Below are 25,626 nucleotides of genomic sequence, written 5' to 3'. Positions count from 1 at the left end.
ACTTAAAATTTTATCTTTGGTATAAACAAAATAATTTCATGATAATTCAAGATGTTATTGACCACTTGGAGACCTTAGCGCCTTTGGCTTACGCCGAAGATTTTGATAATGTAGGCCTTCTTGTTGGTGATAAAAGAGCGAAATTAACAGGCGTGTTAGTAACCCTTGATACTTTAGAAACTGTTGTAGATGAGGCAATCGAAAACAACTGCAACTTAATAGTCAGCTTCCACCCTATCATCTTTAAAGGACTTAAAAAAATAACAGGAAAAACATATGTAGAACGCGTTGTTCTTAAAGCCATAAAACACGATATCGCCATTTACACCATGCACACAGCCCTAGACAATGCGTTTCATGGTGTTAACGACATGATTTGTAATCAGCTCAAATTAAGCAATAAGCAGGTTTTAATTCCTCAACCACAAACCATAAAAAAACTAACTACCTATGTTCCTAAAAATGAAGCCGAGCAACTTAGAGAGGCTTTATTCAATGCTGGTGCCGGAACTATTGGTAATTATAATAATTGTAGCTTTAATGTGGAAGGTTATGGTACGTTTAATGCTAATAAAAATGCCAATCCTACTATTGGAGAACGCGGTGTCACATATACAGAATTTGAAACAAAAATTACAGTCACCTTTCCAAAACATTTAGAATCTCAAATTCTAAAAACATTGTTCGACACCCATTCTTACGAAGAAGTGGCTTTTGAAGTGGTTAGTATTGAAAATAAAAATCAGCATATAGGTATAGGAATGGTGGGCGAATTGCAAGAATCTATGGATGAAAAAAACTTCCTGACCTATGTAAAAGACAAAATGAATACCGAATGTATTCGTCATTCTGCCTTTTTAAATAAAAATATTAAAAAAGTTGCGGTACTTGGTGGCTCCGGAAGTTTTGCTATTGATGCTGCTAAAGCCGCTGGTGCTGACGCATTTATCACAGCCGATTTAAAATATCACGACTTTTTTACGGCTGAAAACAGCATCCTACTAACCGATATTGGACATTATGAAAGTGAGCAGTTCACAAAAAACGGTTTAGTAGCACATCTTACAAAAAAAATTACTAATTTTGCAATCATTTTATCAAAGACAAATACCAATCCTGTTAAGTATTTTTAAAGTATGGCTAAAAATAAAGAAGTAACTGTTGAAGAGCGCTTAAGAGCTTTATACGATTTACAACTCATCGATTCACGTATAGATGAAATTAGAAATGTTCGTGGAGAACTTCCTTTAGAAGTTCGTGATTTAGAAGATGAAGTTGCAGGTCTTAACATCAGATTAGAAAAATTAGTTTCTAGTTTAGAAGTTATTGACAACGACATCGCATCTAGAAAGAATCTTATTGAAGAAGCTAAAGCTTTAATTAAAAAGTACACCGAGCAACAAAAAAATGTTAGAAATAACAGAGAATATAATTCTTTAACTAAAGAGGTTGAATTCCAGGAATTAGAAATTCAATTAGCTGAAAAGCACATTAAAGAATTTAAAGCTCAAATTGAACAGAAAAAAGAAGTTATCGCTGAAACTAAAGAGCGTTTAAAAGAGCGTGAAACGCACCTTAAACACAAGAAAAGCGAGTTAAACGATATTTTAGCTGAAACTGAAAAAGAAGAAAAAGCTTTAATTCAAAAATCTGAAGATTACAAAAACGAAATTGAAGAGCGTTTAGTTTCTGCATACACCAGAATTCGTCAAAACGTGAAAAATGGTTTAGCTGTTGTACCAATTGAAAGAGGTGCTTCAGGAGGATCTTTCTTCACAATTCCACCTCAAATTCAGGTTGAGATTGCGGCTCGTAAAAAAATCATTACTGATGAGCACAGTGGACGTATCTTAGTTGATGCACAGTTAGCTGAAGAACAAAAAGAAAAAATGGAAAAATTATTCGCTAAAATAAGCTAATAACTTTCTAACTAAATATTTAAAAGCCTTTACCAATTTTGAGTAAAGGCTTTTTTATTTCAAATTATTAAGGTTTTTAAAATTGTAACGTCTAAATCTTAAAACGCAACAACTCGAAACCAATGAAACATCTTATTTTCACCTTCACCCTTACCCTAATTATAAGTTGTCAGAATACAGCCCAAAACTCAAAAGCTCAGGAAGCGGTAATAAACTCAAATCCAGTAGAAGTCCCATTAAAAAATGGAAAAGCTCGCGCTTACTTTGCCAGTGGCTGCTTTTGGTGTGTTGAAGCTATTTATGAAAGTATTAAAGGTGTAGATGAAGTGATTAGCGGGTATTCCGGAGGTCATACTAAAAACCCTACTTACGAAGCCAGTAATACGGGAAAAACAGGGCATGCCGAATCGGTTGAAGTGATTTATGACCCTAACATAGTAAGTTTTTCAACTTTAGTTGATGTTTATTTTGGTTCGCAAAATGTGACTCAGGTTAACGGACAAGGTAATGATATTGGCTCGCAATACCGTTCTATTATTTTTTATCAGAATGAAGAACAGAAGGCTATCATTCTGAAGAAAAAAGAAGTATTAGCAAAAAAACTAAATGCTAAAATCGCAGCCGAGGTATATCCGTTTCAAAAATTCTGGAAAGCTGAAGATTATCATCAAAATTACGAACGCCTGCATCCCAACAATCCTTATGTACGCAATGTTTCTATTCCGAGGTTAAATCGGTTTAAAGCTAAATTCCCAGAATTACTCAAAGAAAATCATTAAGGTTTTGTCGCCTTTATTTCAAAAATTAAAGGATACAAACGGTCTTTAGTTACATAATTACCAGATTCGGTTTTTACTAAATCTGGCAAAACATCATACGGACTTTCATCATGCTCCCGTAAATATTCTATTCTTAAACCTGCTTCTGTTAATGCTGTAACTACTTCACCTAAACCATGATTCCAACCATATTCCTTACTTACTATTTTCGATTTGGTGTCCGCATAAGTACCTTCATATTCCTCATAAATCACTTCGTCCTGCATATAGCCATACTTCATAACTGGCTTACCTTCTAAATAATCGAACATCCAAACAATAGGATGAAATTCAACCATATAAAAAACACCTCCTGACCTTAAACGATTGGCTATAATTTTACCCCAAGGTTTTAAATCCGGCAACCAGCCAATAACACCATAACTTGTAAAAACAATATCGAATGTTTCTGAAATATAATCGGGGACATCTAGTACATTACAACAAACAAATTTAGCATCTAAACCCAATTCGTCATTAAGACCTTTCGCCATTTTAATGCCTTCATTACTTAAATCCACACCAACGCAAATAGCTCCCTCTCTACTCCAACTCAAGGTATCTTGCCCAAAATGACATTGCAAATGCAATAAAGATTTTCCACGAACATTTCCTAAAGCCAACTGCTCATAAGAATTTAAAGAAGTCTTACCTGTTATAAAAGCCTCAAGGTTATACATTTCACTTTCTACATGAATCTTAACCTTATCATTCCATGTCTTTTTATTGACTTCAAAATATTCCGAATTTTTATTCATCTTTTAACCACCATTAACATCCAAAAGCATCTTTATAACGTATATATTATAAATCAGCTTAAGGAAATATAGATTTAATATTCCGCGTATGCGTCTCTATATATTTAAAGCGCTTCAATTAAACAGTTGAAGCGCTTTTTCTTTTAGCCTTTAAAATTCTCCTTAGCGTGCGATCCATCACAAAAAGGTTTGTTATGAGAATGTCCACACCTACAAAATGCCGTGGTTTTATTTTTCACTTCCTGACTTCCATCTTTATGACTAATATGAAGCGTGCCATAAACTAATAACGGACCATTTTCTAAAACCTCAACATGAGCTTCTAAAACTTCAGAGGTTTTATCTTTTTTGTTGTTCATATAATAACTCAAAGCTCCCGACGGACAAGCTTTAACCTGATCTACCAATATTTCCGTTTTAGCACCATCAATATTAATCCATGGGCGAACCATAGGTTGAAAAACCTGAGGTAAACCTTTAGCACAAATGCCTGAGTGGATACATTTTTCAGGTTTCCAGACAATCGTCACTTCTCCATTTGTATATTCTTTTGTCTTATCCATGATGTTATCTATTAAGTTATAAATTAAAATATCGGAAGCTATTAATAAATTTCACTTAAACTTTCCCTTAATAGCTATGGCTCTTGCTAACAGCTTCACAAAACCACCAGATTCAGATTTTAGTCTTTCTTGAAGATTGCTTTTTAAAGCTTCCTTATGCTCACTATCCAAAGAAGCTAAATAACTTGGCGCTGGACCTTGTCCTCCTAAAAATGGATTCCAATAATCATCAAAATTTTTAAAATTTGTTTCTATATCAAGTTTAGTCGATTCAATATTTTTTAGATTGGCCTTTTCGAATGCTTTAATCAAGTTCTCTGAATTACAAATTGGAAATCGTAATCCCTCATCGAATACTTTTGATTTTGAATCAATTTGATAAGCTGCATCCCAAAAATACCTCAAGAAATCCATCCTATCGGAATAATCCCAAACATAAGCCGCAATAACACCATTAGGTCTAGAAACTCTTTTTAATTCAGATAGTGCTTTTTCTAAATTCTGAAAAAAATTCAAGGCAAGACCAGAAACTACCACCTCGAAACTTTCATTTTTAAACGGTAAATTCTCAACACTTCCAACTCTAAATTGACCGGTAATTAAAATTCTCTGTTTCACTTGTTCAATAAAACCCTCTGACTGATCAATGCAACTTAAACTCATTGGCTTACAATGTTGTTCAATAGACTCACTTAAGGCACCTGTTCCACAACCAACATCAAGCCAGTTTTTTCCCAAACCTGCATTTAGCCATTTAAGAAACTTTGGAGCCATTAATGAACTCCATCTTCCCATAAAGTATTCATACGGGTCTCCTGCTTTCCATACATCATTAATTTCCATTGTTATAAAACTTTCGAATTTATCCACCCATCACCAAAGCCACTAATAATTAATACATTTCATTAAATATACAAAATTTAGAAGTTGAAATTAGAGTAGGTTAACAACTTTATTCCTAACTTTAGGAAACATAATTTTTTAGAAAACTAAACGAAACTATTTTGTTCGACTTTAAATCTGGTCTTGATTTCGCTAAAGAATTAGACCAAAATGACATATTGACTTCTTACCGAAATCAATTTCATATTCCGAAAGACAAACACGGAAATGACTTGATTTATCTCTGTGGCAACTCTTTAGGACTACAACCCAAAATAACCAAAACTTACGTTGATCAGGAATTGGAAGATTGGGCCAACCTAGGTGTTGAAGGTCATACTGAAGCTAAACACCCTTGGTTGCCGTATCATGAATTTTTAGCTGAAAGTATGGCAAAGGTCGTTGGCGCAAAACCCATTGAAGTGGTTGTAATGAACACTCTTACCGCCAATCTCCACTTTATGATGGTGTCCTTCTATCAACCAACACCAACTCGCTACAAAATTTTAATTGAAGCCGATGCCTTCCCTTCCGATAAATATGCTGTAGAATCGCAACTACGTCATCATGGTTATGACGACAAAGAAGGGGTTATTTTATGGAAAGCTCGTGAAGGCGAAGAACTTTTACGCTACGAAGATTTAGAAGCTATTTTAGAAAAAAATGGTAATGAGATTGCTCTTATTATGATTGGTGGCGTAAATTATTATACCGGACAATATTTCGACTTAAAACGCATCACTCAACTCGGACACAACTACGGTTGTAAAGTCGGTTTCGACTGTGCTCATGGTGCAGGAAACGTACCTTTGAATTTGCACGATTCGGGCGCCGATTTTGCCGTATGGTGTACTTATAAATATTTAAACTCTGGTCCGGGTAGTTTAGCAGGCGCCTTTGTTCATGAGCGTCATGCTTACAATAAAAACTTAAACCGGTTTACTGGCTGGTGGAGCCATAATAAACAAACGCGTTTTAATATGCGCGATGAATTCGACCAACTTCCGGGCGCTGAAGGCTGGCAATTAAGTAACCCGCCTATACTTTCGATGGCTGCCATTCGGGCCTCTTTAGATTTATTCAATGACGTAGGCTTTGAAAACCTTACTGAAAAATCTAAAAAGCTAACTGGTTATTTTGAGTTTTTAATCAACGAACTCAACAACGAACACATTAAAATTATTACACCAAAAAACAGTAATGAACGTGGTTGCCAATTATCCATTCAGGTAAAAAATGCGGATAAAACATTACATCATAAATTAACAGAAGCAGGCATTATTTGTGACTGGCGCGAACCCGATGTTATTCGCTGTGCCCCTGTACCGCTATACAACTCTTTTGAAGATGTATACAATATGGTTGAAATTTTAAAAGGGATTTTAAATGAATAACAACCAAACCATACAAATTATAGGCGCCGGACTTTGTGGTTCACTGCTTGCTTTGCGACTTGGTCAACGTGGATTTAATGTTGAAGTTTTTGAAAAACGTCCCGACCTTAGAAAAGTAGACATCAGTGCCGGGCGCTCCATTAATCTCGCGTTTTCAAACCGCGGCATTAAAGCTATGAAAATGGTAGGCATTCAATATAAAGTAGCGCCACTTTGTATTCCTATGCATGGTCGCATGTTACACGATATAGAAGGCAATACCATATTGTCGCCATATAGCGGAAAGGAGAACGAATATATCAACTCCATTTCCCGTACAGATTTAAATGCCCTGCTCCTTAATGAAGCCGAAGCTTTAGACAATGTCACTATTCATTTTAACCATAAATGTACTTCGGTAGATTTTGAAAACAACACCTCCTATTTTCATAAATATGAAGATAAAACCGAATTTTCAAAAGCAGCCGATGTAATTATCGGCACCGATGGCGCGGGTTCTGTTCTTCGGAAAAGTTATTATTTAGGAAAGAAATTTTTATTCAGTTTTTCTCAAGATTACCTAACTCACGGTTACAAAGAATTAAGTATTCTTCCTGCTGAAAATGGCGGATTTAAAACTTTTAAAAACGCATTACATATTTGGGGACGCGATTCGTTTATGCTTATCGCCTTGCCTAATTTAGATGGCAGTTTTACGGTGACTTTATTTTTAAGTTATGAAGACGGCGAGTATAATTTCAATAATCTAACAACTCCAGAACGCGTTACTGCATTCTTTTCAACTTACTTTAAAGATGCTTTAGAATTGATGCCGAATTTGGTGGACGACTTTTTTGAAAACCCTACTTCACCTTTGGGAACCGTTAAATGTTCTCCATGGCATTACAAGGGAAACACCATCCTTTTAGGAGACGCAGCACATGCTATTGTTCCGTTTTACGGACAAGGAATGAATGCTTCCTTTGAAGATGTTACTGAATTTGATAAATTGTTAGATGAAAATTTCACCGATTGGGAAAGTCTGTTTAAAGCTTTTGAAGTCTCACGAAAAAAAGACACCGATGCCATTGCCGATTTAGCCATCGATAATTTTCACGAAATGAAAGGTCATGTTAACAATGCTATTTTCCGCGAAAAGCGTAACTTAGAAATGGCTTTCGAAAAAACATTTCCTGAAACTTATGCCTCTAAATACGGCCTGGTAACCTTTAATGAAAATATAGGCTATCGCGAAGCCATGTTAAGAGGACGAGCACAAGACAAGGCTATTTTAAACATGCTAACTGATGGCGATATAGAAACACCGCTTAAACTGGACAACAAAACCTGGCTTGAACACACCTTAAAACAAGTTCAGGCAGAAACCGAACATATTTTAGAAGAAGACCGTGTTGCTAAAAACATGCATCACTAAAAACAAGACTATGAAAAGCGAGGCTGTAACACCCCGAGGCGCCTATCCGCATACCAAACGTGTGGGCGATTTTATATTCGTTTCCGGAACTAGTTCCCGTCGACCTGACAATTCTATTGCTGGTGTTGATGTTATTGATAACATGGGAACGAAACATTTAAATATTGAGGTTCAAACACGTGAAGTTATAAAAAACATTGAAAAAAATTTAGCCCAAGAAGGCGCTACCTTGAAAGATATTGTTGATGTGACCACCTTTCTTGTTAATATGAACGATTTTGCAGGCTATAACAAAGCTTACGCTGAGTTTTTTGATAAGGAAACCGGCCCAACAAGAACCACAGTGGCGGTTCATCAATTACCACATCCCGATTTGGTAGTTGAAATAAAAGTTACGGCATTTAAAAAACAGACAAGTTGAAAATCCAAAACTACATAAATGGTAATTTTCATGATCCATTATCTAATGAATGGCTGGACAACTACTGCCCTGCAAATGGAGAAATTTATGGTAGTTTACCAAATTCGGGAAAAGAAGATGTAGACAATGCATACATAGCAGCACAATCGGCGTTTCCAAGTTGGTCACAAACCACACTGGAAGAACGCAGTCGGATTTTAACAAAAATTTCCGAACTCATTGAAGCGAATTTAGATCGCTTTGCGGAAATAGAAAGCAAAGATAATGGTAAACCCATACATTTAGCCAAAACCATCGATATCCCCCGAGCAGCAAGTAACTTCCGTTTTTTTGCGCATGCCATCACACAGTTTTCAAGTGAAAGCCATCAAAGCATTGGTTTGGATGCTGTAAACTATACCTTAAGACAACCCATCGGAGTTGTTGGTTGTATTTCTCCATGGAATCTTCCGTTGTATTTATTTACCTGGAAAATTGCACCTGCGATTGCAGCTGGTAATTGTGTGGTTGCTAAACCCAGTGAAATCACTCCTGCAACAGCTTATTTACTGGGAGACATTTGTAACGAAGCAGGCTTACCTAAAGGCGTGCTAAATATTGTGCATGGGTTAGGTTCTACAACCGGACAAGCCATAATTGAACACCCAGATATTAAAGCCATTTCCTTTACTGGAGGCACAAAAACCGGGGCACATATTGCAAAAACTGCAGCTCCTATGTTCAAAAAATTATCTTTAGAACTTGGTGGTAAAAATCCGAATATCATTTTTGCAGACTGCGACTATAAGGACATGTTAGAAACAACCGTTAGGTCTTCGTTCTCCAATCAGGGGCAGATTTGCTTATGTGGAAGTCGTATTTTTGTAGAACATTCCATTTACGAACAATTTAAAACTGATTTTGTAAATAAAGTAAAACAATTAAAAGTTGGTCATCCATCAAATCAAGATACTGATATTGGCGCTTTAGTTTCAAAACAACATGTTGAAAAGATTTTAAAGTATATTGATATCGCGAAAAAAGAACACATTATTTTATGCGGTGGTAACAAAATTATTATTGAAGGCTACGAAAACGGGGATTATGTAGAACCCACCATTGTTGAAGTTACTAGTAATGATTGTAAACTAAATCAGGAAGAAATATTTGGACCTATAGTAAGCATCATGCCGTTTGAAAGTGAGGATGACGTGTTACAAGTGGCCAATCAGGTAAAATACGGTTTATCGGCTACGCTTTGGACTAACGATTTAAAACGCACCATGCGCTTAAGTAATCAATTACAAGCCGGAATCATTTGGGTAAACACTTGGATGTTACGAGATTTACGAACACCTTTTGGAGGTATGAAAGCTTCAGGTGTTGGACGCGAGGGTGGTTTTGAAGCCTTACGCTTTTTTACCGAAACTAAAAATGTATGCATAAAATATTGATACAACTTGTAATGCAGAAGATGTCACCTTGAGCGCAGTCGAAAGGTAGTTTAAGCATCACAATAAACTAAATAATTAACTTTAAAAGATTTCTGCCTACGCAGGAAAGCCTATGAATTTAAACTTAAAAAACAAATACGCTTTAGTTTGCGGAAGTACCGCCGGAATTGGTAAAGCTACAGCCATAGCACTAGCCGAAGAAGGTGCCATAATCACCTTAGTTGCCAGGAACCGGGACAAACTAAAACAAGTACTTACCGAATTACCCAATAGCGACAAACACGATTTTATTGTTGCCGATTTCTCTAACCCTAGAGATTTACAGGAACAAGTGATTAAGTATGTTGAAAAACACCATGGATTTCATATTCTAATTAATAATACTGGAGGGCCAAGAAGTGGTGAAATTATTAACGCCAGTCTCGATGAATTCGATAATTCCTTTATTCAGCATTTAAAATGCAATCATGTGCTGGCGCAGTCTACCATTCCATTTATGAAAGATGAAGGGTTTGGTAGAATTGTGAATATCATTTCTACATCGGTTAAAGAACCTATCCCTGGACTTGGCGTAAGTAACACCATTCGAGGTGCTGTGGGAAACTGGAGTAAAACACTGGCTACCGAAGTTGCTGCCTTTGGCATCACGGTAAACAATGTACTACCCGGTTTTACCGAAACCGAACGTCTAAACGAAATTATACAAATAAAAGCTAAAAATGAAGGTCGTACCGTGGAAGACATGGCAGAAATAATGAAAAACTACACGCCAGCCAAACGTTTCGCCCAGCCAGAAGAAACGGCCAATGCCATTGTATTCTTAGCAAGTGAAGCAGCGAGTTACATAAACGGAATTAACATTCCTGTTGATGGCGGACGCACAAAAAGTTTGTAACTTTAGAAATGAATCATTGCGTGAGGGATTACTCATTAATTATTAATTTAAAATTAATGAATTCGTGAATACAGGTATTTGCAGCAAGCCACCATGTAGCGCGGAAAGCCCGACCCGAAGGGGCACGTCCAAAACATAAAACTATGAGTAAATTAGTTTCTCCTTTAAATTTTAAAGTCTGGATTGAAGAAAACCGTCATCTTTTAAAACCACCGGTAGGCAATAAAGTGGTATGGAAAGACGGCGATTTTATTGTCATGGTGGTTGGCGGACCTAACAGCAGAAAAGACTACCATTATAACGAAACAGCGGAATTTTTTTATCAGGTGGAAGGCGATATTGTTTTAAAAATTATTGATAACGGCGAACCTAAAGACGTGCATATTAAAGAGGGTGATATTTATTTACTTCCTCCAAAAGTACCGCATTCACCGCAACGTGGTGCCAATACGGTTGGTCTGGTTATCGAATACAAACGCCCCGAAGGCATGAAAGATGCACTGCTTTGGTTTTGCGAATCCTGTACCACAAAATTGTACGAAGAAGATTTTACTTTAGATAATATTGAAACCGATATGCCTAAAATTTTCGACACCTATTACAGTGACCTCGACAAGCGTACCTGTCCGAATTGCGGTGCAACGATGGAACCACCAAAAAAAGTAAAGATTGAAGATTAATTTTAGAAATTGAAATCAGTTCTAAACAACTATGGAACAACGTAAACTTCGAATTAACGGACACTCACACCTTTTGCCCTACCCTGAAGAAATTCCAGATTTTATGCGTGAAAAAGGCATTTTTTGGGTGGATAAAGACCGAAAATTTATGCTACAAAAAGATTGGAAACGTCCGGTTACGGATTCCAGCTTCTTCCTGCATGAAAAGTTGGAATGGATGGAGCGTTACAAAATCGATCATGCCGTGGTATTAAACCTTTCTCAGCTTTATGGTAATGGTTTGCGTGTTGAGGAAATGAAACAGGCCCTACGTTTTCAAAACGATTTTAATGCCCGTATTCAACACCAATACCCAAGTAAATTTACCTGCGGGTTTGTAGTACACCCAGGATTTGTTAGAAGTGCTTGTTGGGAAATTGAGCGTTGTGTAGAAGAAAACGGTATGAGTCTGCTATGTTTACCAACGCACTATATGGACACCATTGGTACCTGGCGTTGTATTTTTGATGAAGAAAACGAACCCATTTTTGAACTGGCTAACAAATACAATCTTGCTGTAGAAATTCACCCATACGACGGTGAAAAGTTTATAAAACTAGAAAATACCTCCTGGCGATTTCACCTTATCTGGATGCTGGCACAATGTGCTGACGCTTATCATTTTTTAACCTTAAACGGCTATCAGGAAAAATACCCGAATATGCGCACGTGTTTTGCGCATGGCGGGCAGTTAGCTCAAATAAATCTCGGACGACGTATACAAGGGTTTGATGGACGTCCTGATCTGTTTGAAGGCAAACACCACCCGCGAAAAGCTGTGGGACATAAAAACATCTTTTTCGACACGCTGGTACACGATACCGGTTCTTTAGAATTATTGATAAAAAACCAAGGCGTTAAACAGGTGTTGATGGGCTTAGATGACCCTTATCCGCTAGGTGAAATGGAAAGCATTAAACAATCCTCCTACCCTGGTAAAATTTTAGATTTGGCTATGGAGCGTAAAATCATTAACGAAAACGACCGTGATGCCATCTGGCAAAATAACGTGATTCAATGGCTTCATGGCGACGATGAAGTGGCGAAACAAAAATTAGTGGATAGAATCTTAGGATAATAAACTATTCACTCAAAATATCCTATTTTTGCAATCTGTTGTTAAAAACAAGCCCATATGTATTTTTTACCTGAAGATTTAGACGATTATGTAGTTGCCCATTCTGAAAACGAACCTGAATTATTGCAGCAGTTAACACGTGAAACCTACCAAAAAATATTGCAGCCTATTATGCTTAGCGGTCCGTATCAAGGTCGTGTATTGAGTATGATTTCTAAACTGGTACGCCCAAAAACCATTTTAGAGTTAGGTACTTTTACTGGGTATGCGACGCTTTGTCTGGCAGAAGGTGTTAAAAAGGATGGTGAAGTCCACACGATTGATGTGAATGAAGAACTGGTCGATTTTCAGCGTAAATATTTTGATAAATCGGAATACGGTCATCAAATAGTTCAGCATTTAGGTAGTGCGATAGATATTATCCCTGAGTTAGATAAAACCTTCGATTTGGTTTTTATCGATGCCGATAAACCGAATTATGTGAATTACTTTCACTTAATTATTGACAAATTAAATCCGGGTGGGATTATCATTTCCGATAACGTATTGTGGCATGGTAAAGTGGTAGAACCTTTAGACCCCAAAGACCATTCGACCAAAATTGTTTTAGAGTACAATACCTTATTAAAGGAAGACCCAAGAGTTGAAACGGTATTATTACCTATTCGTGATGGCTTAACGATTAGCAGGAAGAAATAGATTTTTAGACTGCTAGACGGGTTAGATTTTAGACTAAATTTTAGCTTTTAACTCGGTCTAAATATCTAAAATTCTATTTTGCGTTAGCGATTGAAGCAAACTACCGTGTAGTGCGTAAAGCGCGACCTTTAGGTAACGCCCAAAAGACTAATTACATTTTACGTTTTACCGAACCTGCAAAGTCTTCAACATCATCTTTTACGCTGTTTATTTCCTTTTTAATATCGGAAACAAAACTGGTGTCTATGCCATTACTTTCGGCACTTTTGGTGATTTCGTGTTTTATGTCGTTGGTCGCATTTTTAATGGTGCGCATACCTTTACCTAAACCACGAGCAATCTCTGGGAGCTTATCGGCTCCAAACACCATGATAGCAATAAATAGGATAAATGCTATCTCGGCCCCGCTAATGAATAAAAATGTTGTTTGTAGTATCACAGTACAAATATAGGGAGTTGTTAAGCAGATTAAAAAATATTCTTAACGGAAAATGTGTTAAGAGTTTCGTTAAAAAAAGAAAGCCAACACATTCGTGTTGGCTTTTCTTATGATTTATGATTTTATCTTTTGTTTAAACTGATCGAATTCACTTTTAACTTCCTGCTTAGGCCAGATGTTGTTTGAGGTATCGACATCGGCAGTTTCTTCTTTCGGATCGATTTCAATACTTACAATTTCTTTATCTGAAGCAATGGCTTTACTTACTTCGTTATCGTTTAATCTCCAGATTTGAGCCGGATAGGTTACTGTTTCTGAAGTGCCATCGGCATAGGTATACTTCGCGATAATCGGCATAACTAATCCTCCTGGTTTTTCAAACGTAATGTTGTAGAAGTACTTAGGTTCTTTAATATTTTTACGTTCTTCAGGTGTAAAGTTGTCCATTAAATACTCTTTAAGCGATGTTGAATTATCAACTAAAGTTCCTTCTTTTAAATCCTCTGAATAATCTTCACTACCTTCTTCTACCATGAATACTAGAGGCACTAAGTTATTAACCGAGCCTCCTGATTTTGCTAAATAGTCTTTAATGTATTTGTTAGGTTTTGAAGACACAAAATATTTCTTTACATCTTTAATACCTATGTCAACCCAATCTGTAGTGTAGAACCATCCTCTCCAGTACCAGTCTAAATCGAATGCCGAAGCATCTTCCATGGTTCTGAAGAAATCTTCAGGCGTTGGGTGTTTAAACATCCAACGTTGCGCGTATTCTCTAAACGCATAGTCGAATAGTTCAGGTCCCATTACCGTTTCTCTTAAAATATTTAATGCTGTAGCCGGTTTACCATAAGCGTTGTTACCAAACTGGTACACGTTAATTCCTTTACTCATGATTGGTGCAATGAAATTTTGATCACCACCCATGTAAGGTACTATCATTTTTGCTGGTCCGCGATCTGATGGGAAATTGTCATGACCTACCGATAACGCTTCCGGGTGTTTTTTTCCGAAATCCTGTTCGGCTACATACTGTACAAAAGTATTTAACCCTTCGTCCATCCATGTCCATTGACGCTCGTCGCTGTTTACAATCATTGGGAAGAAATTATGTCCAACTTCGTGAATAATAACCCCCATCATACCATACTTTGTACGATCGCTATAGGTACCATCTGCATTAGGACGACCATAATTCCAACAAATCATTGGGTATTCCATTCCTTGCTCTTTAGCATGCACCGAAATGGCTTTGTGATATGGGTAATCGAAAGTCATTCTTGAGTAAGACTCTAAAGTACTTGCTACTACTTTTGTTGACCAGTCTCCCCATAACGGATTACCTTCTTTAGCATACAATGATACTGCCATAACATCGCGATCTCCGATTTTTACAGCCATCATATCCCAGATATATTTTCTTGACGTTGCAAATGCAAAATCACGAACATTTTCTGCTTTTAACTTCCACGTTTTTGTCGTTTCAGCAAACTGACCTTCTTTTGCGGCAGCCTCCTCCTGAGTTACAATAACCACAGGTTTGTCGTACGACTTTTGAGCTTGTTCATAACGCTCCATCATTTTTTTTGAGAATACCTCCTTACGATTTGTTAATCGACCGGTACCATCCAAAATATGATCAGAAGGCACCGTAATGTTTACTTCGTAATCACCGAAAGGTAAAGCAAACTCTTCACGCCCCCAGAATTGTGTATTTTGCCACCCCTCAACATCGTTATACACTGCCATTCTTGGGAAGAACTGTGCAATAATATAAGTCCTGTTACCATCTTTAGGGAAATACTCATATCCAGAACGGCCACGACCATCAACATGATCATTAATATTATACCACCATTTTACGTTAAAGGAGAATTTACCACCCGATTTTAAAACTTCAGGTAACTCAATACGCATCATGGTTCTGTTAATCATATACGTTAACGGTTTTCCACTGGTATCTGAAACTTCCTGAATATTAAAACCCCCATCAAAAGGTTCTTTCATAAAGTTAGATACAAACTGAGACGGGCGCAATACATCAGATACTCCAGAACCTTCAATAAGCGGCGATTTAGAATCTTTAGCTCTCATGTTCTGGTCTAACTGAACCCATAAATATTTTAAATCGTCTGGTGAATTGTTTGTATAAGTAACTGTTTCGTATCCTGAAATTTTTTGGTTTTTATCGTCTAAAACGATATCCATTTTATAGTCGGCCTGTTGCTGGTAATAAGCTGTTCCAGGAGCTCCAGATGCCGCTCTGTACATATTAGGAGTTGAAAACTCATCATACAATTGCCTGAACTTATTGGTATTTGTATGGCCTTTTTTAACCTCCTGTTTTTCTTGATTTTGGGCAAAAGCCGCTGTAGAAACAAAAAATACGGATAGAAAATAATACTTAAATCTCACCATGTGATTAATGTTAATTTTTAAAAGAATTTTAGTTGCATTAAAAAATCATTAACTGATTATTACAAAAAACGCCAAATTGCAACGAATAATAAAATATAAAACTATTATTTAGTTAAATTTTAACAGTACACTTGCCTTTTGTGGAAATAGTATGACGCTTTTCTGTTTCGAATTGATATTTGTTTTAACGATATTCTGCTGTTCTTCAAAGACATCGAATAACACTTCGTTAGTAACTTCTATGGTTTCTATGTATTTTACCTTTTCAATTTCCAGATAACACTTGGCAATATCAACATCGTAAGCTTTTCCAATAAATTGAACATTAACAGGTTTCCCGTTAATTTTAATCATTAGCTTTTCCTTCAGGTATTTTTCCATATAAGCATCAACCGATTCCGGTTCATTTTTCCCTGCCAGCGTAATATTGTCATCATAACGCTCTCTTAACAACTTTTCGAAATCGTCAATAAATATTCTGGAAATAATCTGTACCGACTGCTTTTCTTCTACATAATCTATCTGAGTAACACTTATATAGTATTTATGAACCGTCGCAAATGACAAAAATGACAGGGCGAAAACAAGAAGTGATATTTTAAATAATTTCATTATTATTTTAAAGGTTTGTTTGAATTACGAATGTAAGTATTTAAATGCTTTCAAAAGGTGTACCAAAACGGATTAATCACTTCCCTCACTCCTATTCTGCATATAGTCTCTATACTTACTTCTCAAAAATAACAGGATATTAAAATCGGTTTGATTTTTACAACGCTTTATAAAATTCGGATCGTCGGCACAGAAATAGAAAAATTCCATTCTATAGGCCTCATCTAAGGGATTAGACCTAAAAAAATCGGATGCCAATCGTGCTTTAACACTTCGCATTAAGGCTTCGCTTTCTTCATGCTCTACTCTTTTTTTTAGCATTTTAGTACGTCCCGTAATAGCGTTAATTAATGGATCGAAAGAAGCTCCCCCTAATAACATACCGGGTAACATCTTTGGTTTAAAATCACCTGCCTGACTTAAACGTCGTTCGCTTTGGGTTTTCTTTCTACCTGTATACCCCGGGATACCAACATCGTAAAAATTAATTGGCGCTTTACCATCCACATTATTAATATCCGAAAATAAATTTCCGGTTAACACCTTGCCTACCACAACTTCATCTAATTCATTTACCTGCTCTTCCAACATGACACGCATGGCTTTAAACATCATGATATTTTTATCAACAACCACATATTTTGACTGGTGTACCAAAGAAGAAAACTGAATAGTATCATTCAGTTTCGCTTTAATCTTAAATTCCCCTTGAGCATTGGTTATGGTAAACGCCTGCTCAGATTTATTCAGCACATGAATATTTTCGACATCACTTAAACTATTCACTACTCCCGATATTTCAATAGCTTGTGAAAAACCTAAATACGAAAACAGTATAACGCTAAAAAAAATAAAATTTTGAATGGTTGGCATTATTTTGTTTAAAAACATAAATAACGTCCATCATCTCTTAAATAAATTAAAAAACGGATTTAAACTTTTGTTAAAAAGAAATTCTGAGCTATTTCGCGTTCAGAAATTCGACACTTTTATCGTGCAGATGCTCTAAAAACTCCATTTCCTTACCATAACTCAATAAAGAATAATCAAAATCGCTGGCTTGAACATAATGAATAAAATCCTCAACACGATGTTCAGGAATTCCAAAATTATCAACCAAAAATGCAGAACTGAAATAATATTTAACCGATTCTAAAGGAACCTCGGGAATCCCCTTTTCCTCTTTCTCTGGTGCTTTAGATCGAAATAATGGCAACAACAACTGGTCTACAACATTCACAATATTAAGACCATTAATCATGGTTATATGTTGTGTTGGTGTTGCAATATTATTAGCCTGAGTTTGACTATCGGGTTTAAAATCGAATTGATCTTGGTGTTTAATTCCAAAATATAAAGCATCTAATTTAGGACTAAACTTTTTAGTCATTTTTACATCGGTCTCTAAATTACCTGACAAAGTATTTGGGATAAGCACAATCTCATCTAGTTTGTTAATCTCCTCAATTAAAAAGATTTTCATCTGTCTTGATGCAATGATGGCTTCGTTTACTTCAAACTTTAAATTTTCAAACTGCAAAGCACTCACCTCAATATTATCATGCAAACGAACATCGAGTTTAAACTCGCCTTTTTCATTGGTTACCGCAACTTTGTTCGATGTTGCATTGTAGATCGTAATACCATACACATCATTACTTTCAACTATAATCTTCCCGTCAACTTCAATTCTCTTAAAATCTTGAGAAAAAACAGTTAAGCTGGTAACGAATAGAATAAAAAACAGGCTTTTTTTCATGAGTTGGAAAATTATGATTTTTTAAAGTTAGATGACATATTTAATAGATTCAGAAAAAATCTATTGGATAACTGCTAACAATATTTCACTCTTAAAAATAAGACTTTAGCTTGAAACTTACTACAAAAACCAACAGAATATTTTATGTAGTTTTGCCTTATAAATTAATTAAAATGAAAAATATAATTATTGCCAGTACCTCAACCATACATGGCAGCGGATATTTAGACTACATATTAGAAGAATTAAACACTTTTTTTAAAGAAGCTGAAACCATATTGTTTATCCCATACGCAAGACCAGGAGGTATTTCGCATGATGAATATACAAACATTGTAAAAACAGCCTTTACCAAAATTAATAAAACAGTTAAAGGCATTCATGAATTTGAAAATCCGGTTGAAGCTGTAGCCAATGCAGAAGCTATTTTTACCGGAGGTGGCAATACTTTTGTTTTGACCGATATGCTTCACAGAAACCACTTAATTGAAGCTATACAAAACGCTGTAAAAAACGGAACACCTTATTTAGGCACGAGTGCCGGCAGTAACATTTGTGGATTAACCATTAGAACAACCAACGACATGCCTATTGTTTACCCGCCAAGTTTTAACGCCTTAGCTTTGGTTCCCTTTAACATTAACCCACATTACTTAGACCCAGACACCAATAGTAAACATATGGGTGAAACCAGAGAAACACGAATTAAAGAATTCCACGGTTTTAACCCACAACCTGTAGTTGGTTTACGCGAAGGCAGTTGGTTACGAGTTTCTGGAGATTCTATTGTTTTAAAAGGACATTTAACCGCTCGAATTTTTGAAAAAGGAAAAGCTCCTTGCGAAGTAGAACCTGAAACCGAATTAAATACCCTGAAATAAAAAAAGCATCCCGAAAGGGATGCTTTAAAAGGAAGTTATTCTTATTTTGATTAACACTTAAAAATTAAACTTCTTCCTTAAGTTTTAGAAATAAAAAAGCCTCGTCTATTATCGATGAGGCTTTTTCTTTTTGAGCGGGAGACCGGGTTCGAACCGGCGACATTCAGCTTGGAAGGCTGACGCTCTACCAACTGAGCTACTCCCGCATTGCGGTTGCAAATATATAAAAACCTTCGAGTATTTCACAAATAAAAAATGCAACTTTTTTAAAAAAATTTCAATTAAAAAATTAAGACATTGATTTTGAATATATTTAGATAAAATTATTTTTAATAATTTCTGCTCACTTCAGTTATTAAAAGGGATTTTCAGTGTTTTTCGAACTAAAATTTGGCTTAAAAAACATTCAAAAATGTCCGTTTTATTAAATCGTAATGGAATTTTTGATGACTTGAATAAATTTCCTTTCTAAAACAGGTATGAATTTGAATTTTGATTAAGTTTGATTTCATAGACAATTTCAAATCATGATGAAGCAACACCCATACAATATAAAAATAATAAGTGCCGCTGAAACATTTCCTGTTAGACATCCTGTTTTAAGACCTGGCAAACCCATAGAAACCTGTAATTTTGATGGCGATAATTTGGAAACCACATTTCATTTAGGCATTTATAACAACAATCAACTTCTCGGGGTGGTGTCCTATTTTAAAAGCTCCACTAATTTATTATCAGAAGCATTGCAGTATCAACTTAGAGGCATGGCCGTTTTAGATACTTTTCAAGGAAAAGGACTCGGTAATTTATTAGTAGCCTACGGTGACACATTATTAAAAGAAAAGAAAATTCAAGTCGTTTGGTGCAACGCCCGCGAGGTAGCAAAGACATTTTACAAGAAAAACAATTTCACTGTTATTGGTGAGCCATTCAATATTTCAGATATCGGTTTACACTATGTTATGTACAAATCTTTAAAATAACAAACATAAAAAAGCCCTGTAAAAACAGGGCTTTTTTGAGCGACTAACTCAAATAATCATAAAATTAAGTGTTATAATTATTTTTTTGACAATGCCATTTCAATAACTTGCTGAGCATCTTTAGCACCGTGTAATTCGGCATATTTTTTTGCTGTATAACCTTTTCCACATTTTGCTTTTAAATCGGCACCTTCAGAAATTAAAAGTTGTAAAATTTCAACACGATTATATTTCGCAGCATACATAGCTGGTGTCATCCCGTTAGATTTTTGGTTAACGTCTTCACCTCTGGCTATTAATTTTTTTACGGTAACGATATCGCCTTTAGCGATTGATACACAAAAAGAATTTACTTTAAAATACGTTACTTTGTTTGTTGCAACGTTAGGTTCGATTGTTTTTGCATTTACTGATACTACTGATAAACATAATGCAATTGCTGAAAGAATGATTGTTTTTTTCATGATGAAAGAATTTTGATTTGATTAATGATTTTGTTTTTTGATTATACTTAACAGACGACATTAAGTAACATATGTTACATTAAAACCATTCTTTTCTGCATTTTTAACATATCATTCACATTTCTTTAACGGAATCCACTTTTTTTAATTATACCACAAAAAAGCACAAAAACGGGCTGTTTTTAAACAGTTTCATCTTCCTTTTTTTAACAAACTTCAGTATATTTGATACTGAAAAAATTACACATTATAATGAACAAAAAAGTTATCTTAATGATACTTGATGGCTGGGGAAATTCTCCAGATCCTAAAGTTTCTGCAATCGACAATGCCAACACCCCTTTTATAGATTCTCTTTACACAAAATACCCTTACGCTACCTTACGAACCGATGGTTTACACGTTGGTTTACCTGAAGGACAAATGGGTAATAGCGAAGTTGGCCATATGAATTTAGGTGCCGGTCGCATTGTATATCAAGATTTAGTAAAAGTTAATTTAGCGGTTGAAAACAAAACCTTAAATTCAGAGAAGGTATTGGTTGATGCTTTTGAATACGCTAAGACAAATAATAAAGACGTACACTTTCTTGGTCTATTAAGTGATGGTGGCGTTCACTCTCACATAAAGCACCTTTTCGGATTAATTGATGCCGCCGATGAATACGGTTTAGAGCACACCTACATCCACGCCTTTACCGATGGACGTGATGTAGACCCAAAATCTGGTTTCGGCTTTTTAACCGAATTAGAATCTCACCTTGAAAAATCCAATGCAAAATTAGCTACTGTAACCGGAAGATATTATGCTATGGATAGAGATAAACGCTGGGAACGTGTTAAATTAGCTTACGATGCCATGGTAAACGGTATTGGCGAGAAATCAACCAACGTTACCGATACTGTTCAAAAAAATTACAACAACGATATTACCGACGAGTTCATTAAGCCAATTATTCTAACTGGTGCAGATGGAGAACCTGTAACAAAAATAAAAGATGGAGATGTGGTGATCTTCTTTAACTTTAGAACCGACCGTGGTCGTGAGTTAACAGAAGCGTTGTCGCAAACCGATTTCCACGAGCAAAACATGCACAAATTAAACCTGCATTATGTAACGCTTACCAATTACGATGACACCTATAAAAACGTTAATGTAATTTTCAACAAAGACAACTTATCAGAAACTTTAGGTGAAGTTTTGGCTAAGAATGGTAAAAAACAAATTCGTATTGCCGAAACTGAAAAATACCCACACGTTACCTTCTTCTTCTCTGGTGGTCAGGAAAAAGAATTTGAAGGTGAAACTCGTATTTTAAGAAATTCTCCTAAAGTAGCGACTTACGATTTACAACCGGAAATGAGCGCCTACGAGTTACGTGATGCCTTAGTTCCTGAATTAGAAAAAGGCGATGTTGATTTCGTATGTTTAAACTTTGCAAATGGAGATATGGTTGGACATACTGGTGTTATGGAAGCCGCTATTAAAGCCTGTGAAGCGGTTGATGAATGTGTTAAAGATGTGGTAACAACAGCTCTTGACAACGGTTACACAACTATTTTAATCGCGGATCACGGAAACTGTGAAACTATGATTAACCCAGATGGTACACCAAATACGGCACACACCACAAATCCGGTTCCTGTTATTTTAATCGACAACGAATTAAAATCTATCAAGGATGGTATTTTAGGTGATGTAGCACCAACAATTTTAAAATTAATGGGCGTTGAGCAGCCAGCTGCCATGACACAGCATGCTTTAGTTTAATTTCTTAATTAAAATTGTACATTTGTTTTAAACAACAAGTTTATAATCTTAATGAATTTAAACACACAACTTATAATCGCCGTCGATTTTGATGGCACCATAGTTGAAGATGCTTACCCGAATATAGGAAAGCCGATGCTTTTTGCTTTTGAAACTTTAAAAATGCTTCAAAACAAAGGCCATCGGCTTATTTTATGGACTTACCGCCATGGCACTAAATTAGATGATGCGGTTAATTTTTGCAAAGAACATGGCATTACATTTTATGCCGTAAACCGCAGTTATCCGGAAGAGGATTTCAGTAATAATTCAAGCCGAAAAATTCATGCCGATTTATTCATCGACGATAGAAATATTGGCGGGTTTCCGGGTTGGGGTGAAATTTACCAAATGGTAACCAATACCGAACCAAAGGAAGAAGAAAAAAAGAAAGGCTTTTTCAGAATTTTCAAATAATCTACCTTTCATCGGTAATGTTAATTATTCCTTTCATTCAAAAGGCATTCCCACTATTTTAAGTATCTTTGCCCATATTTTTTTGACACATGATTCAGATTAAAACCAGAGAAGAAATTGAATTAATGCGCGAAAGTGCCTTAATCGTATCTAAAACTTTAGGAGAAATAGCAAAAGCCGTAAAACCAGGTGTAACGACTTTACAACTTGATAAAATTGCCGAAGCGTGTATTAGAGATCATGGCGCTATTCCAGGATTTTTAGGCTTATACGATTTCCCGAACACCCTTTGTATGAGTCCAAACTCACAAGTGGTTCATGGTATTCCTAATAATGATCCTTTAGTTGAAGGCGATATTATTTCAATTGACTGCGGAGCTTTAAAAAATGGTTTTTATGGTGATCATGCCTATACCTTTGCCGTTGGTGAAATTGACCCTGAAACTGAAAAGCTACTTCAGGTTACAAAAGAATCACTTTACATTGGTATTCGTGAATTCAAATTAAATAATCGTGTTGGAGACGTAGGCTACGCCATTCAAAAATACTGTGAAGATCACGGTTACGGCGTTGTTCGCGAATTGGTAGGTCATGGATTAGGTAGAAAAATGCACGAAGACCCTGAAATGCCAAACTACGGAAAACGCGGTCGTGGTAAAAAGTTTGTTGAAGGTATGGTTGTTGCTATCGAACCTATGATTAACATGGGAACACACCGTATTCAGCAACATAGAGATGGTTGGACCATTACCACTTTAGATAACAAACCAAGTGCTCACTTCGAGCATGATGTAGCTATTGTTGATGGTAAGCCTGAATTACTTTCAACCTTTGCTTATATCTATGATGCCTTAGGCATCACATCAAACGAAGAAGACGAATTCAGACAAAAAGCATTAGTTCTTTAACATGAACCAAATTGAACGTATTGAACAAGAGCTTGCACCTTTAAGAGCTCAGTTAAACAATCATAAATTATATAGTGACTTAAACGCTATCGACGATGTTAAAACCTTTATGGAACAACACGCTTTTGCAGTTTGGGATTTTATGTCGCTGTTAAAATCACTTCAAAACCAGTTAACCACAACTACCCTACCTTGGGTGCCTGTGGCTAATCCGGCAACCTCTAGATTTATAAATGAAATTGTTTTAGGTGAAGAAAGTGATGTTAACGAACTTGGCGAGCCTAAGAGTCATTATGAAATGTACTTAGATGCCATGCTTCAGGTTGGTGCCAGTACAAAACAGATTAATACATTTATCGATTTCATAAAAGAAGGACTTTCAATTACCGATGCAGGCTTAAAAGCAAAATTGGAAGCCGAAACATTAAATTTCATTCAGTTTTCATTCGATGTTATTGACACTAAAAAACCTCATGTTATTGCTTCGGCATTTACTTTTGGTCGTGAAGATGTCATTCCTGATATGTTCTTTCAAATTATAAATCAGTCAAAAACTGAAGATAATACCTATAGTAAACTCACTTATTATTTAAACCGTCACATTGAATTGGATGGTGATGAGCACGGTCCGTTATCTTTAAAAATGATTGAAGAATTATGCAAGGAAGATGATAAAAAATGGGATGAAGCTTTAGCAACTGCAAAACAAGCTTTAGAACACCGCATCGCGCTTTGGGACAGTATTTCAGCCTTAATTCAAACCAATCGTTTAGTTGAAGCCTAACGCCATTGAAAAAGCTTTTTAAAATAATTCTGAATGTTATTCCGCGACCTTTATTAATCAGGTTAAGTTATATCATTCGTCCGGTTCTGGCTTTCTTTTTACGAGGAAACAACTTTATCGATCCCATAGACGGCAAAGGGTTCAGAACGTTTTTACCTTATGGTTACGGCACACAACGTAATAACGTGTTGTCACCTTCAACTTTAAGTTTAGAACGCCATAGATTATTGTGGCTCTATTTGAATAAGGAAACCAATTTCTTTACCGACAACTTAAAAGTTTTACACTTTGCCCCGGAACAATGCTTTTTAAAACGCTTTAAAAGCTTAAAGCATTTAGATTATACTACAACTGATTTATTATCACCAATTGCGGATGTAAAAGCTGACATCTGTGATTTACCGTTTAAGGATAATGAATTTGATGTTATTTTATGCAATCACGTACTGGAACATATCCCTGATGATACTAAAGCCATGCAGGAATTATATCGTGTGATGAAGCCAGGCGGCTGGGGAATTTTTCAAATTCCTCAGGATTTGAATCGTGAAACTACTTTTGAAGACGACACAATAACCGATAAAAAAGAACGCGCTAAAATCTTCGGACAATACGATCATGTGCGTGTGTACGGCCGTGATTATTTCAACAAATTGCGTGCTATCGGTTTTACGGTTGATGAAGCTGATTACACCAAAAATTTCTCTGAACAGGATATTCAAACCTATTGTTTAGCCAAAGGTGAAATTATTCCTGTGGTAAGGAAATAAAATTAAGATTAGATTAAATGGCACAACACTATTTTATTATAACAGGCACTTTGTATGGCATGTTATCAGTAATATTTGGTGCCTTTGGTGCCCATGCTCTGAAAAAAATAATTTCGGACAGCGAATTATTAAAAAGTTTTGAAACAGGCGTTAAATACCAAATGTATCACGCCATTGTTTTACTTGCTCTAGGCCTAAATAACTTTAATAATTCAATCATTTACTGGTTTTTCACTATTGGAATCCTGTTGTTTTCTTTTAGCATTTACGGTTTGGTTTTAAGCGCAGCAAAAGGCAAAAAATTAAAATTTTTAGGTCCTATTACACCTCTTGGAGGTTTACTCTTAATATTAGGCTGGCTTTTTATTCTTTTGGAAGTTATTTAA

Annotated in this window: 28 protein-coding genes and 1 tRNA gene; 19 read left to right on the top strand and 10 right to left on the bottom strand. The window is 35.9% G+C overall.

Translation table 11 applies throughout. The features are described from left to right. Positions 1-38 precede the first annotated feature (38 nt). The 3 genes from NO995_RS11870 to msrA all read left to right on the top strand — a co-directional run bounded on the left by NO995_RS11870 (position 39) and on the right by msrA (position 2,698). Positions 39-1,133, top strand: a complete 1,095-nt coding sequence (locus tag NO995_RS11870; RefSeq protein WP_258227706.1) for a Nif3-like dinuclear metal center hexameric protein — start codon at positions 39-41, stop codon at positions 1,131-1,133. A gap of 3 nt (positions 1,134-1,136) precedes the next feature. Beyond that, the gene (locus tag NO995_RS11865) at positions 1,137-1,919 is read left to right on the top strand and encodes a zinc ribbon domain-containing protein (protein WP_240574822.1); all 783 of its coding nucleotides are present in this window, start codon (positions 1,137-1,139) and stop codon (positions 1,917-1,919) included. Between the two features lie 122 nt (positions 1,920-2,041). After that, a complete protein-coding gene (gene msrA / locus NO995_RS11860; protein ID WP_258227705.1) occupies positions 2,042-2,698 on the top strand; it encodes a peptide-methionine (S)-S-oxide reductase MsrA in 657 nt (218 codons plus the stop codon). Here the strand turns inward: msrA and NO995_RS11855 are convergent. The 3 genes from NO995_RS11855 to NO995_RS11845 all read right to left on the bottom strand — a co-directional run bounded on the left by NO995_RS11855 (position 2,695) and on the right by NO995_RS11845 (position 4,901). Continuing rightward, the gene (locus NO995_RS11855) at positions 2,695-3,495 is read right to left on the bottom strand and encodes a bifunctional 2-polyprenyl-6-hydroxyphenol methylase/3-demethylubiquinol 3-O-methyltransferase UbiG (protein ID WP_258227704.1); all 801 of its coding nucleotides are present in this window, start codon (positions 3,493-3,495) and stop codon (positions 2,695-2,697) included. The two genes, msrA and NO995_RS11855, sit on opposite strands and share 4 nt — an antisense overlap. A 143-nt stretch (positions 3,496-3,638) precedes the next feature. Beyond that, positions 3,639-4,058, bottom strand: coding sequence for a (4Fe-4S)-binding protein (locus NO995_RS11850; RefSeq protein ID WP_240574815.1), 420 nt, complete (start codon positions 4,056-4,058; stop codon positions 3,639-3,641). Positions 4,059-4,109: 51 nt separating this feature from the next. Then, a complete protein-coding gene (locus tag NO995_RS11845; protein WP_258227703.1) occupies positions 4,110-4,901 on the bottom strand; it encodes a class I SAM-dependent methyltransferase in 792 nt (263 codons plus the stop codon). A 161-nt stretch (positions 4,902-5,062) separates the two neighbouring features. Here NO995_RS11845 and kynU point away from each other — a divergent pair, with 161 nt between their 5' ends. From kynU to NO995_RS11805, 8 genes are all read left to right on the top strand, one after another. Beyond that, positions 5,063-6,334, top strand: a complete 1,272-nt coding sequence (gene kynU / locus NO995_RS11840; RefSeq protein WP_258227702.1) for a kynureninase — start codon at positions 5,063-5,065, stop codon at positions 6,332-6,334. Continuing rightward, on the top strand, positions 6,327-7,748 hold the full coding sequence (locus tag NO995_RS11835; RefSeq protein WP_258227701.1) for an NAD(P)/FAD-dependent oxidoreductase: 1,422 nt from the start codon (positions 6,327-6,329) through the stop codon (positions 7,746-7,748). Before kynU ends, NO995_RS11835 begins: the two co-directional genes overlap by 8 nt. Positions 7,749-7,758: 10 nt before the next feature. After that, the gene (locus NO995_RS11830; RefSeq protein ID WP_258227700.1) at positions 7,759-8,169 is read left to right on the top strand and encodes a RidA family protein; all 411 of its coding nucleotides are present in this window, start codon (positions 7,759-7,761) and stop codon (positions 8,167-8,169) included. Next, positions 8,166-9,602 carry an aldehyde dehydrogenase gene (locus NO995_RS11825; protein WP_258227699.1) on the top strand — a complete coding sequence of 479 codons (1,437 nt, stop codon included), beginning with the start codon at positions 8,166-8,168 and terminating at the stop codon, positions 9,600-9,602. Before NO995_RS11830 ends, NO995_RS11825 begins: the two co-directional genes overlap by 4 nt. A gap of 112 nt (positions 9,603-9,714) precedes the next feature. After that, on the top strand, positions 9,715-10,497 hold the full coding sequence (locus tag NO995_RS11820; RefSeq protein WP_258227698.1) for an SDR family oxidoreductase: 783 nt from the start codon (positions 9,715-9,717) through the stop codon (positions 10,495-10,497). Between the two features lie 143 nt (positions 10,498-10,640). Beyond that, positions 10,641-11,177, top strand: a complete 537-nt coding sequence (locus NO995_RS11815; protein WP_258227697.1) for a 3-hydroxyanthranilate 3,4-dioxygenase — start codon at positions 10,641-10,643, stop codon at positions 11,175-11,177. A 31-nt stretch (positions 11,178-11,208) separates the two neighbouring features. Continuing rightward, entirely contained in the window at positions 11,209-12,294 is a 1,086-nt protein-coding gene (locus tag NO995_RS11810; protein WP_258227696.1) for an amidohydrolase family protein, read from the top strand. Between the two features lie 57 nt (positions 12,295-12,351). Further along, positions 12,352-12,993 carry an O-methyltransferase gene (locus tag NO995_RS11805; RefSeq protein WP_258227695.1) on the top strand — a complete coding sequence of 214 codons (642 nt, stop codon included), beginning with the start codon at positions 12,352-12,354 and terminating at the stop codon, positions 12,991-12,993. A 151-nt stretch (positions 12,994-13,144) separates the two neighbouring features. Here the strand turns inward: NO995_RS11805 and NO995_RS11800 are convergent, their stop codons facing one another. The 5 genes from NO995_RS11800 to NO995_RS11780 all read right to left on the bottom strand — a co-directional run bounded on the left by NO995_RS11800 (position 13,145) and on the right by NO995_RS11780 (position 18,224). After that, complete coding sequence (locus tag NO995_RS11800; protein WP_240574791.1) at positions 13,145-13,432, bottom strand: twin-arginine translocase TatA/TatE family subunit; 288 nt, start codon at positions 13,430-13,432, stop codon at positions 13,145-13,147. A 114-nt stretch (positions 13,433-13,546) separates the two neighbouring features. Beyond that, entirely contained in the window at positions 13,547-15,853 is a 2,307-nt protein-coding gene (locus tag NO995_RS11795) for a M1 family metallopeptidase (protein WP_258227694.1), read from the bottom strand. 108 nt (positions 15,854-15,961) lie between these two features. Continuing rightward, positions 15,962-16,465, bottom strand: coding sequence for a DUF6702 family protein (locus NO995_RS11790; RefSeq protein WP_258227693.1), 504 nt, complete (start codon positions 16,463-16,465; stop codon positions 15,962-15,964). Positions 16,466-16,537: 72 nt separating this feature from the next. Continuing rightward, entirely contained in the window at positions 16,538-17,338 is an 801-nt protein-coding gene (locus NO995_RS11785; protein ID WP_258227692.1) for a hypothetical protein, read from the bottom strand. Positions 17,339-17,426: 88 nt separating this feature from the next. Then, positions 17,427-18,224: a hypothetical protein gene (locus NO995_RS11780; RefSeq protein WP_258227691.1), complete on the bottom strand. Its 798-nt coding sequence runs from the start codon at positions 18,222-18,224 to the stop codon at positions 17,427-17,429. Between the two features lie 173 nt (positions 18,225-18,397). On the opposite strand from NO995_RS11780, the gene pepE reads away from it, so the two are divergent. After that, on the top strand, positions 18,398-19,105 hold the full coding sequence (gene pepE, locus NO995_RS11775; RefSeq protein ID WP_258227690.1) for a dipeptidase PepE: 708 nt from the start codon (positions 18,398-18,400) through the stop codon (positions 19,103-19,105). Positions 19,106-19,238: 133 nt separating this feature from the next. Here the strand turns inward: pepE and NO995_RS11770 are convergent. Continuing rightward, positions 19,239-19,311 (bottom strand) — tRNA-Gly (locus NO995_RS11770). Positions 19,312-19,632: 321 nt separating this feature from the next. On the opposite strand from NO995_RS11770, the gene NO995_RS11765 reads away from it, so the two are divergent. Next, positions 19,633-20,088 (top strand): GNAT family N-acetyltransferase, encoded by a 456-nt coding sequence (locus tag NO995_RS11765; RefSeq protein ID WP_258227689.1) that lies wholly within the window; start codon positions 19,633-19,635, stop codon positions 20,086-20,088. 77 nt (positions 20,089-20,165) lie between these two features. Here NO995_RS11765 and NO995_RS11760 read toward each other — a convergent pair whose 3' ends face one another. Continuing rightward, complete coding sequence (locus tag NO995_RS11760; RefSeq protein WP_258227688.1) at positions 20,166-20,552, bottom strand: ankyrin repeat domain-containing protein; 387 nt, start codon at positions 20,550-20,552, stop codon at positions 20,166-20,168. A 252-nt stretch (positions 20,553-20,804) separates the two neighbouring features. On the opposite strand from NO995_RS11760, the gene gpmI reads away from it, so the two are divergent. The 6 genes from gpmI to NO995_RS11730 all read left to right on the top strand — a co-directional run bounded on the left by gpmI (position 20,805) and on the right by NO995_RS11730 (position 25,626). Beyond that, the gene (gpmI, locus tag NO995_RS11755; protein ID WP_258227687.1) at positions 20,805-22,322 is read left to right on the top strand and encodes a 2,3-bisphosphoglycerate-independent phosphoglycerate mutase; all 1,518 of its coding nucleotides are present in this window, start codon (positions 20,805-20,807) and stop codon (positions 22,320-22,322) included. Positions 22,323-22,373: 51 nt separating this feature from the next. Continuing rightward, positions 22,374-22,778, top strand: coding sequence for a BT0820 family HAD-type phosphatase (locus tag NO995_RS11750; RefSeq protein ID WP_258227686.1), 405 nt, complete (start codon positions 22,374-22,376; stop codon positions 22,776-22,778). Positions 22,779-22,867: 89 nt separating this feature from the next. Continuing rightward, a complete protein-coding gene (gene map, locus NO995_RS11745) occupies positions 22,868-23,686 on the top strand; it encodes a type I methionyl aminopeptidase (protein WP_258227685.1) in 819 nt (272 codons plus the stop codon). A 1-nt stretch (position 23,687) separates the two neighbouring features. Beyond that, positions 23,688-24,470 carry a DUF3050 domain-containing protein gene (locus tag NO995_RS11740; protein WP_258227684.1) on the top strand — a complete coding sequence of 261 codons (783 nt, stop codon included), beginning with the start codon at positions 23,688-23,690 and terminating at the stop codon, positions 24,468-24,470. A gap of 5 nt (positions 24,471-24,475) precedes the next feature. After that, positions 24,476-25,240, top strand: coding sequence for a class I SAM-dependent methyltransferase (locus tag NO995_RS11735; protein ID WP_258227683.1), 765 nt, complete (start codon positions 24,476-24,478; stop codon positions 25,238-25,240). 17 nt (positions 25,241-25,257) lie between these two features. Then, the gene (locus NO995_RS11730; protein ID WP_258227682.1) at positions 25,258-25,626 is read left to right on the top strand and encodes a DUF423 domain-containing protein; all 369 of its coding nucleotides are present in this window, start codon (positions 25,258-25,260) and stop codon (positions 25,624-25,626) included.

The organism is Aestuariibaculum sp. M13 (genome assembly GCF_024723255.1).
Taxonomy (GTDB): Bacteria; Bacteroidota; Bacteroidia; order Flavobacteriales; family Flavobacteriaceae; genus Aestuariibaculum; species Aestuariibaculum lutulentum.
Note: the sequence above shows the minus strand (reverse complement) of the source record. Positions and strands in the feature narration are given on the sequence as shown.

Coding starts and splice junctions, on each gene's coding strand:
- map (WP_258227685.1), top strand. CDS start 22,868: ATGATTCAGATTAAAACCAGAGAAGAAATTGAATTAATGCGCGAAAGT.
- NO995_RS11820 (WP_258227698.1), top strand. CDS start 9,715: ATGAATTTAAACTTAAAAAACAAATACGCTTTAGTTTGCGGAAGTACC.
- NO995_RS11830 (WP_258227700.1), top strand. CDS start 7,759: ATGAAAAGCGAGGCTGTAACACCCCGAGGCGCCTATCCGCATACCAAA.
- NO995_RS11750 (WP_258227686.1), top strand. CDS start 22,374: ATGAATTTAAACACACAACTTATAATCGCCGTCGATTTTGATGGCACC.
- NO995_RS11730 (WP_258227682.1), top strand. CDS start 25,258: ATGGCACAACACTATTTTATTATAACAGGCACTTTGTATGGCATGTTA.
- NO995_RS11865 (WP_240574822.1), top strand. CDS start 1,137: ATGGCTAAAAATAAAGAAGTAACTGTTGAAGAGCGCTTAAGAGCTTTA.
- NO995_RS11870 (WP_258227706.1), top strand. CDS start 39: ATGATAATTCAAGATGTTATTGACCACTTGGAGACCTTAGCGCCTTTG.
- NO995_RS11845 (WP_258227703.1), bottom strand. CDS start 4,901: ATGGAAATTAATGATGTATGGAAAGCAGGAGACCCGTATGAATACTTT.
- msrA (WP_258227705.1), top strand. CDS start 2,042: ATGAAACATCTTATTTTCACCTTCACCCTTACCCTAATTATAAGTTGT.
- NO995_RS11850 (WP_240574815.1), bottom strand. CDS start 4,058: ATGGATAAGACAAAAGAATATACAAATGGAGAAGTGACGATTGTCTGG.
- NO995_RS11835 (WP_258227701.1), top strand. CDS start 6,327: ATGAATAACAACCAAACCATACAAATTATAGGCGCCGGACTTTGTGGT.
- NO995_RS11790 (WP_258227693.1), bottom strand. CDS start 16,465: ATGAAATTATTTAAAATATCACTTCTTGTTTTCGCCCTGTCATTTTTG.
- gpmI (WP_258227687.1), top strand. CDS start 20,805: ATGAACAAAAAAGTTATCTTAATGATACTTGATGGCTGGGGAAATTCT.
- NO995_RS11805 (WP_258227695.1), top strand. CDS start 12,352: ATGTATTTTTTACCTGAAGATTTAGACGATTATGTAGTTGCCCATTCT.
- pepE (WP_258227690.1), top strand. CDS start 18,398: ATGAAAAATATAATTATTGCCAGTACCTCAACCATACATGGCAGCGGA.
- NO995_RS11795 (WP_258227694.1), bottom strand. CDS start 15,853: ATGGTGAGATTTAAGTATTATTTTCTATCCGTATTTTTTGTTTCTACA.
- NO995_RS11765 (WP_258227689.1), top strand. CDS start 19,633: ATGATGAAGCAACACCCATACAATATAAAAATAATAAGTGCCGCTGAA.
- NO995_RS11855 (WP_258227704.1), bottom strand. CDS start 3,495: ATGAATAAAAATTCGGAATATTTTGAAGTCAATAAAAAGACATGGAAT.
- NO995_RS11780 (WP_258227691.1), bottom strand. CDS start 18,224: ATGAAAAAAAGCCTGTTTTTTATTCTATTCGTTACCAGCTTAACTGTT.
- NO995_RS11760 (WP_258227688.1), bottom strand. CDS start 20,552: ATGAAAAAAACAATCATTCTTTCAGCAATTGCATTATGTTTATCAGTA.
- NO995_RS11815 (WP_258227697.1), top strand. CDS start 10,641: ATGAGTAAATTAGTTTCTCCTTTAAATTTTAAAGTCTGGATTGAAGAA.
- NO995_RS11740 (WP_258227684.1), top strand. CDS start 23,688: ATGAACCAAATTGAACGTATTGAACAAGAGCTTGCACCTTTAAGAGCT.
- NO995_RS11810 (WP_258227696.1), top strand. CDS start 11,209: ATGGAACAACGTAAACTTCGAATTAACGGACACTCACACCTTTTGCCC.
- NO995_RS11785 (WP_258227692.1), bottom strand. CDS start 17,338: ATGCCAACCATTCAAAATTTTATTTTTTTTAGCGTTATACTGTTTTCG.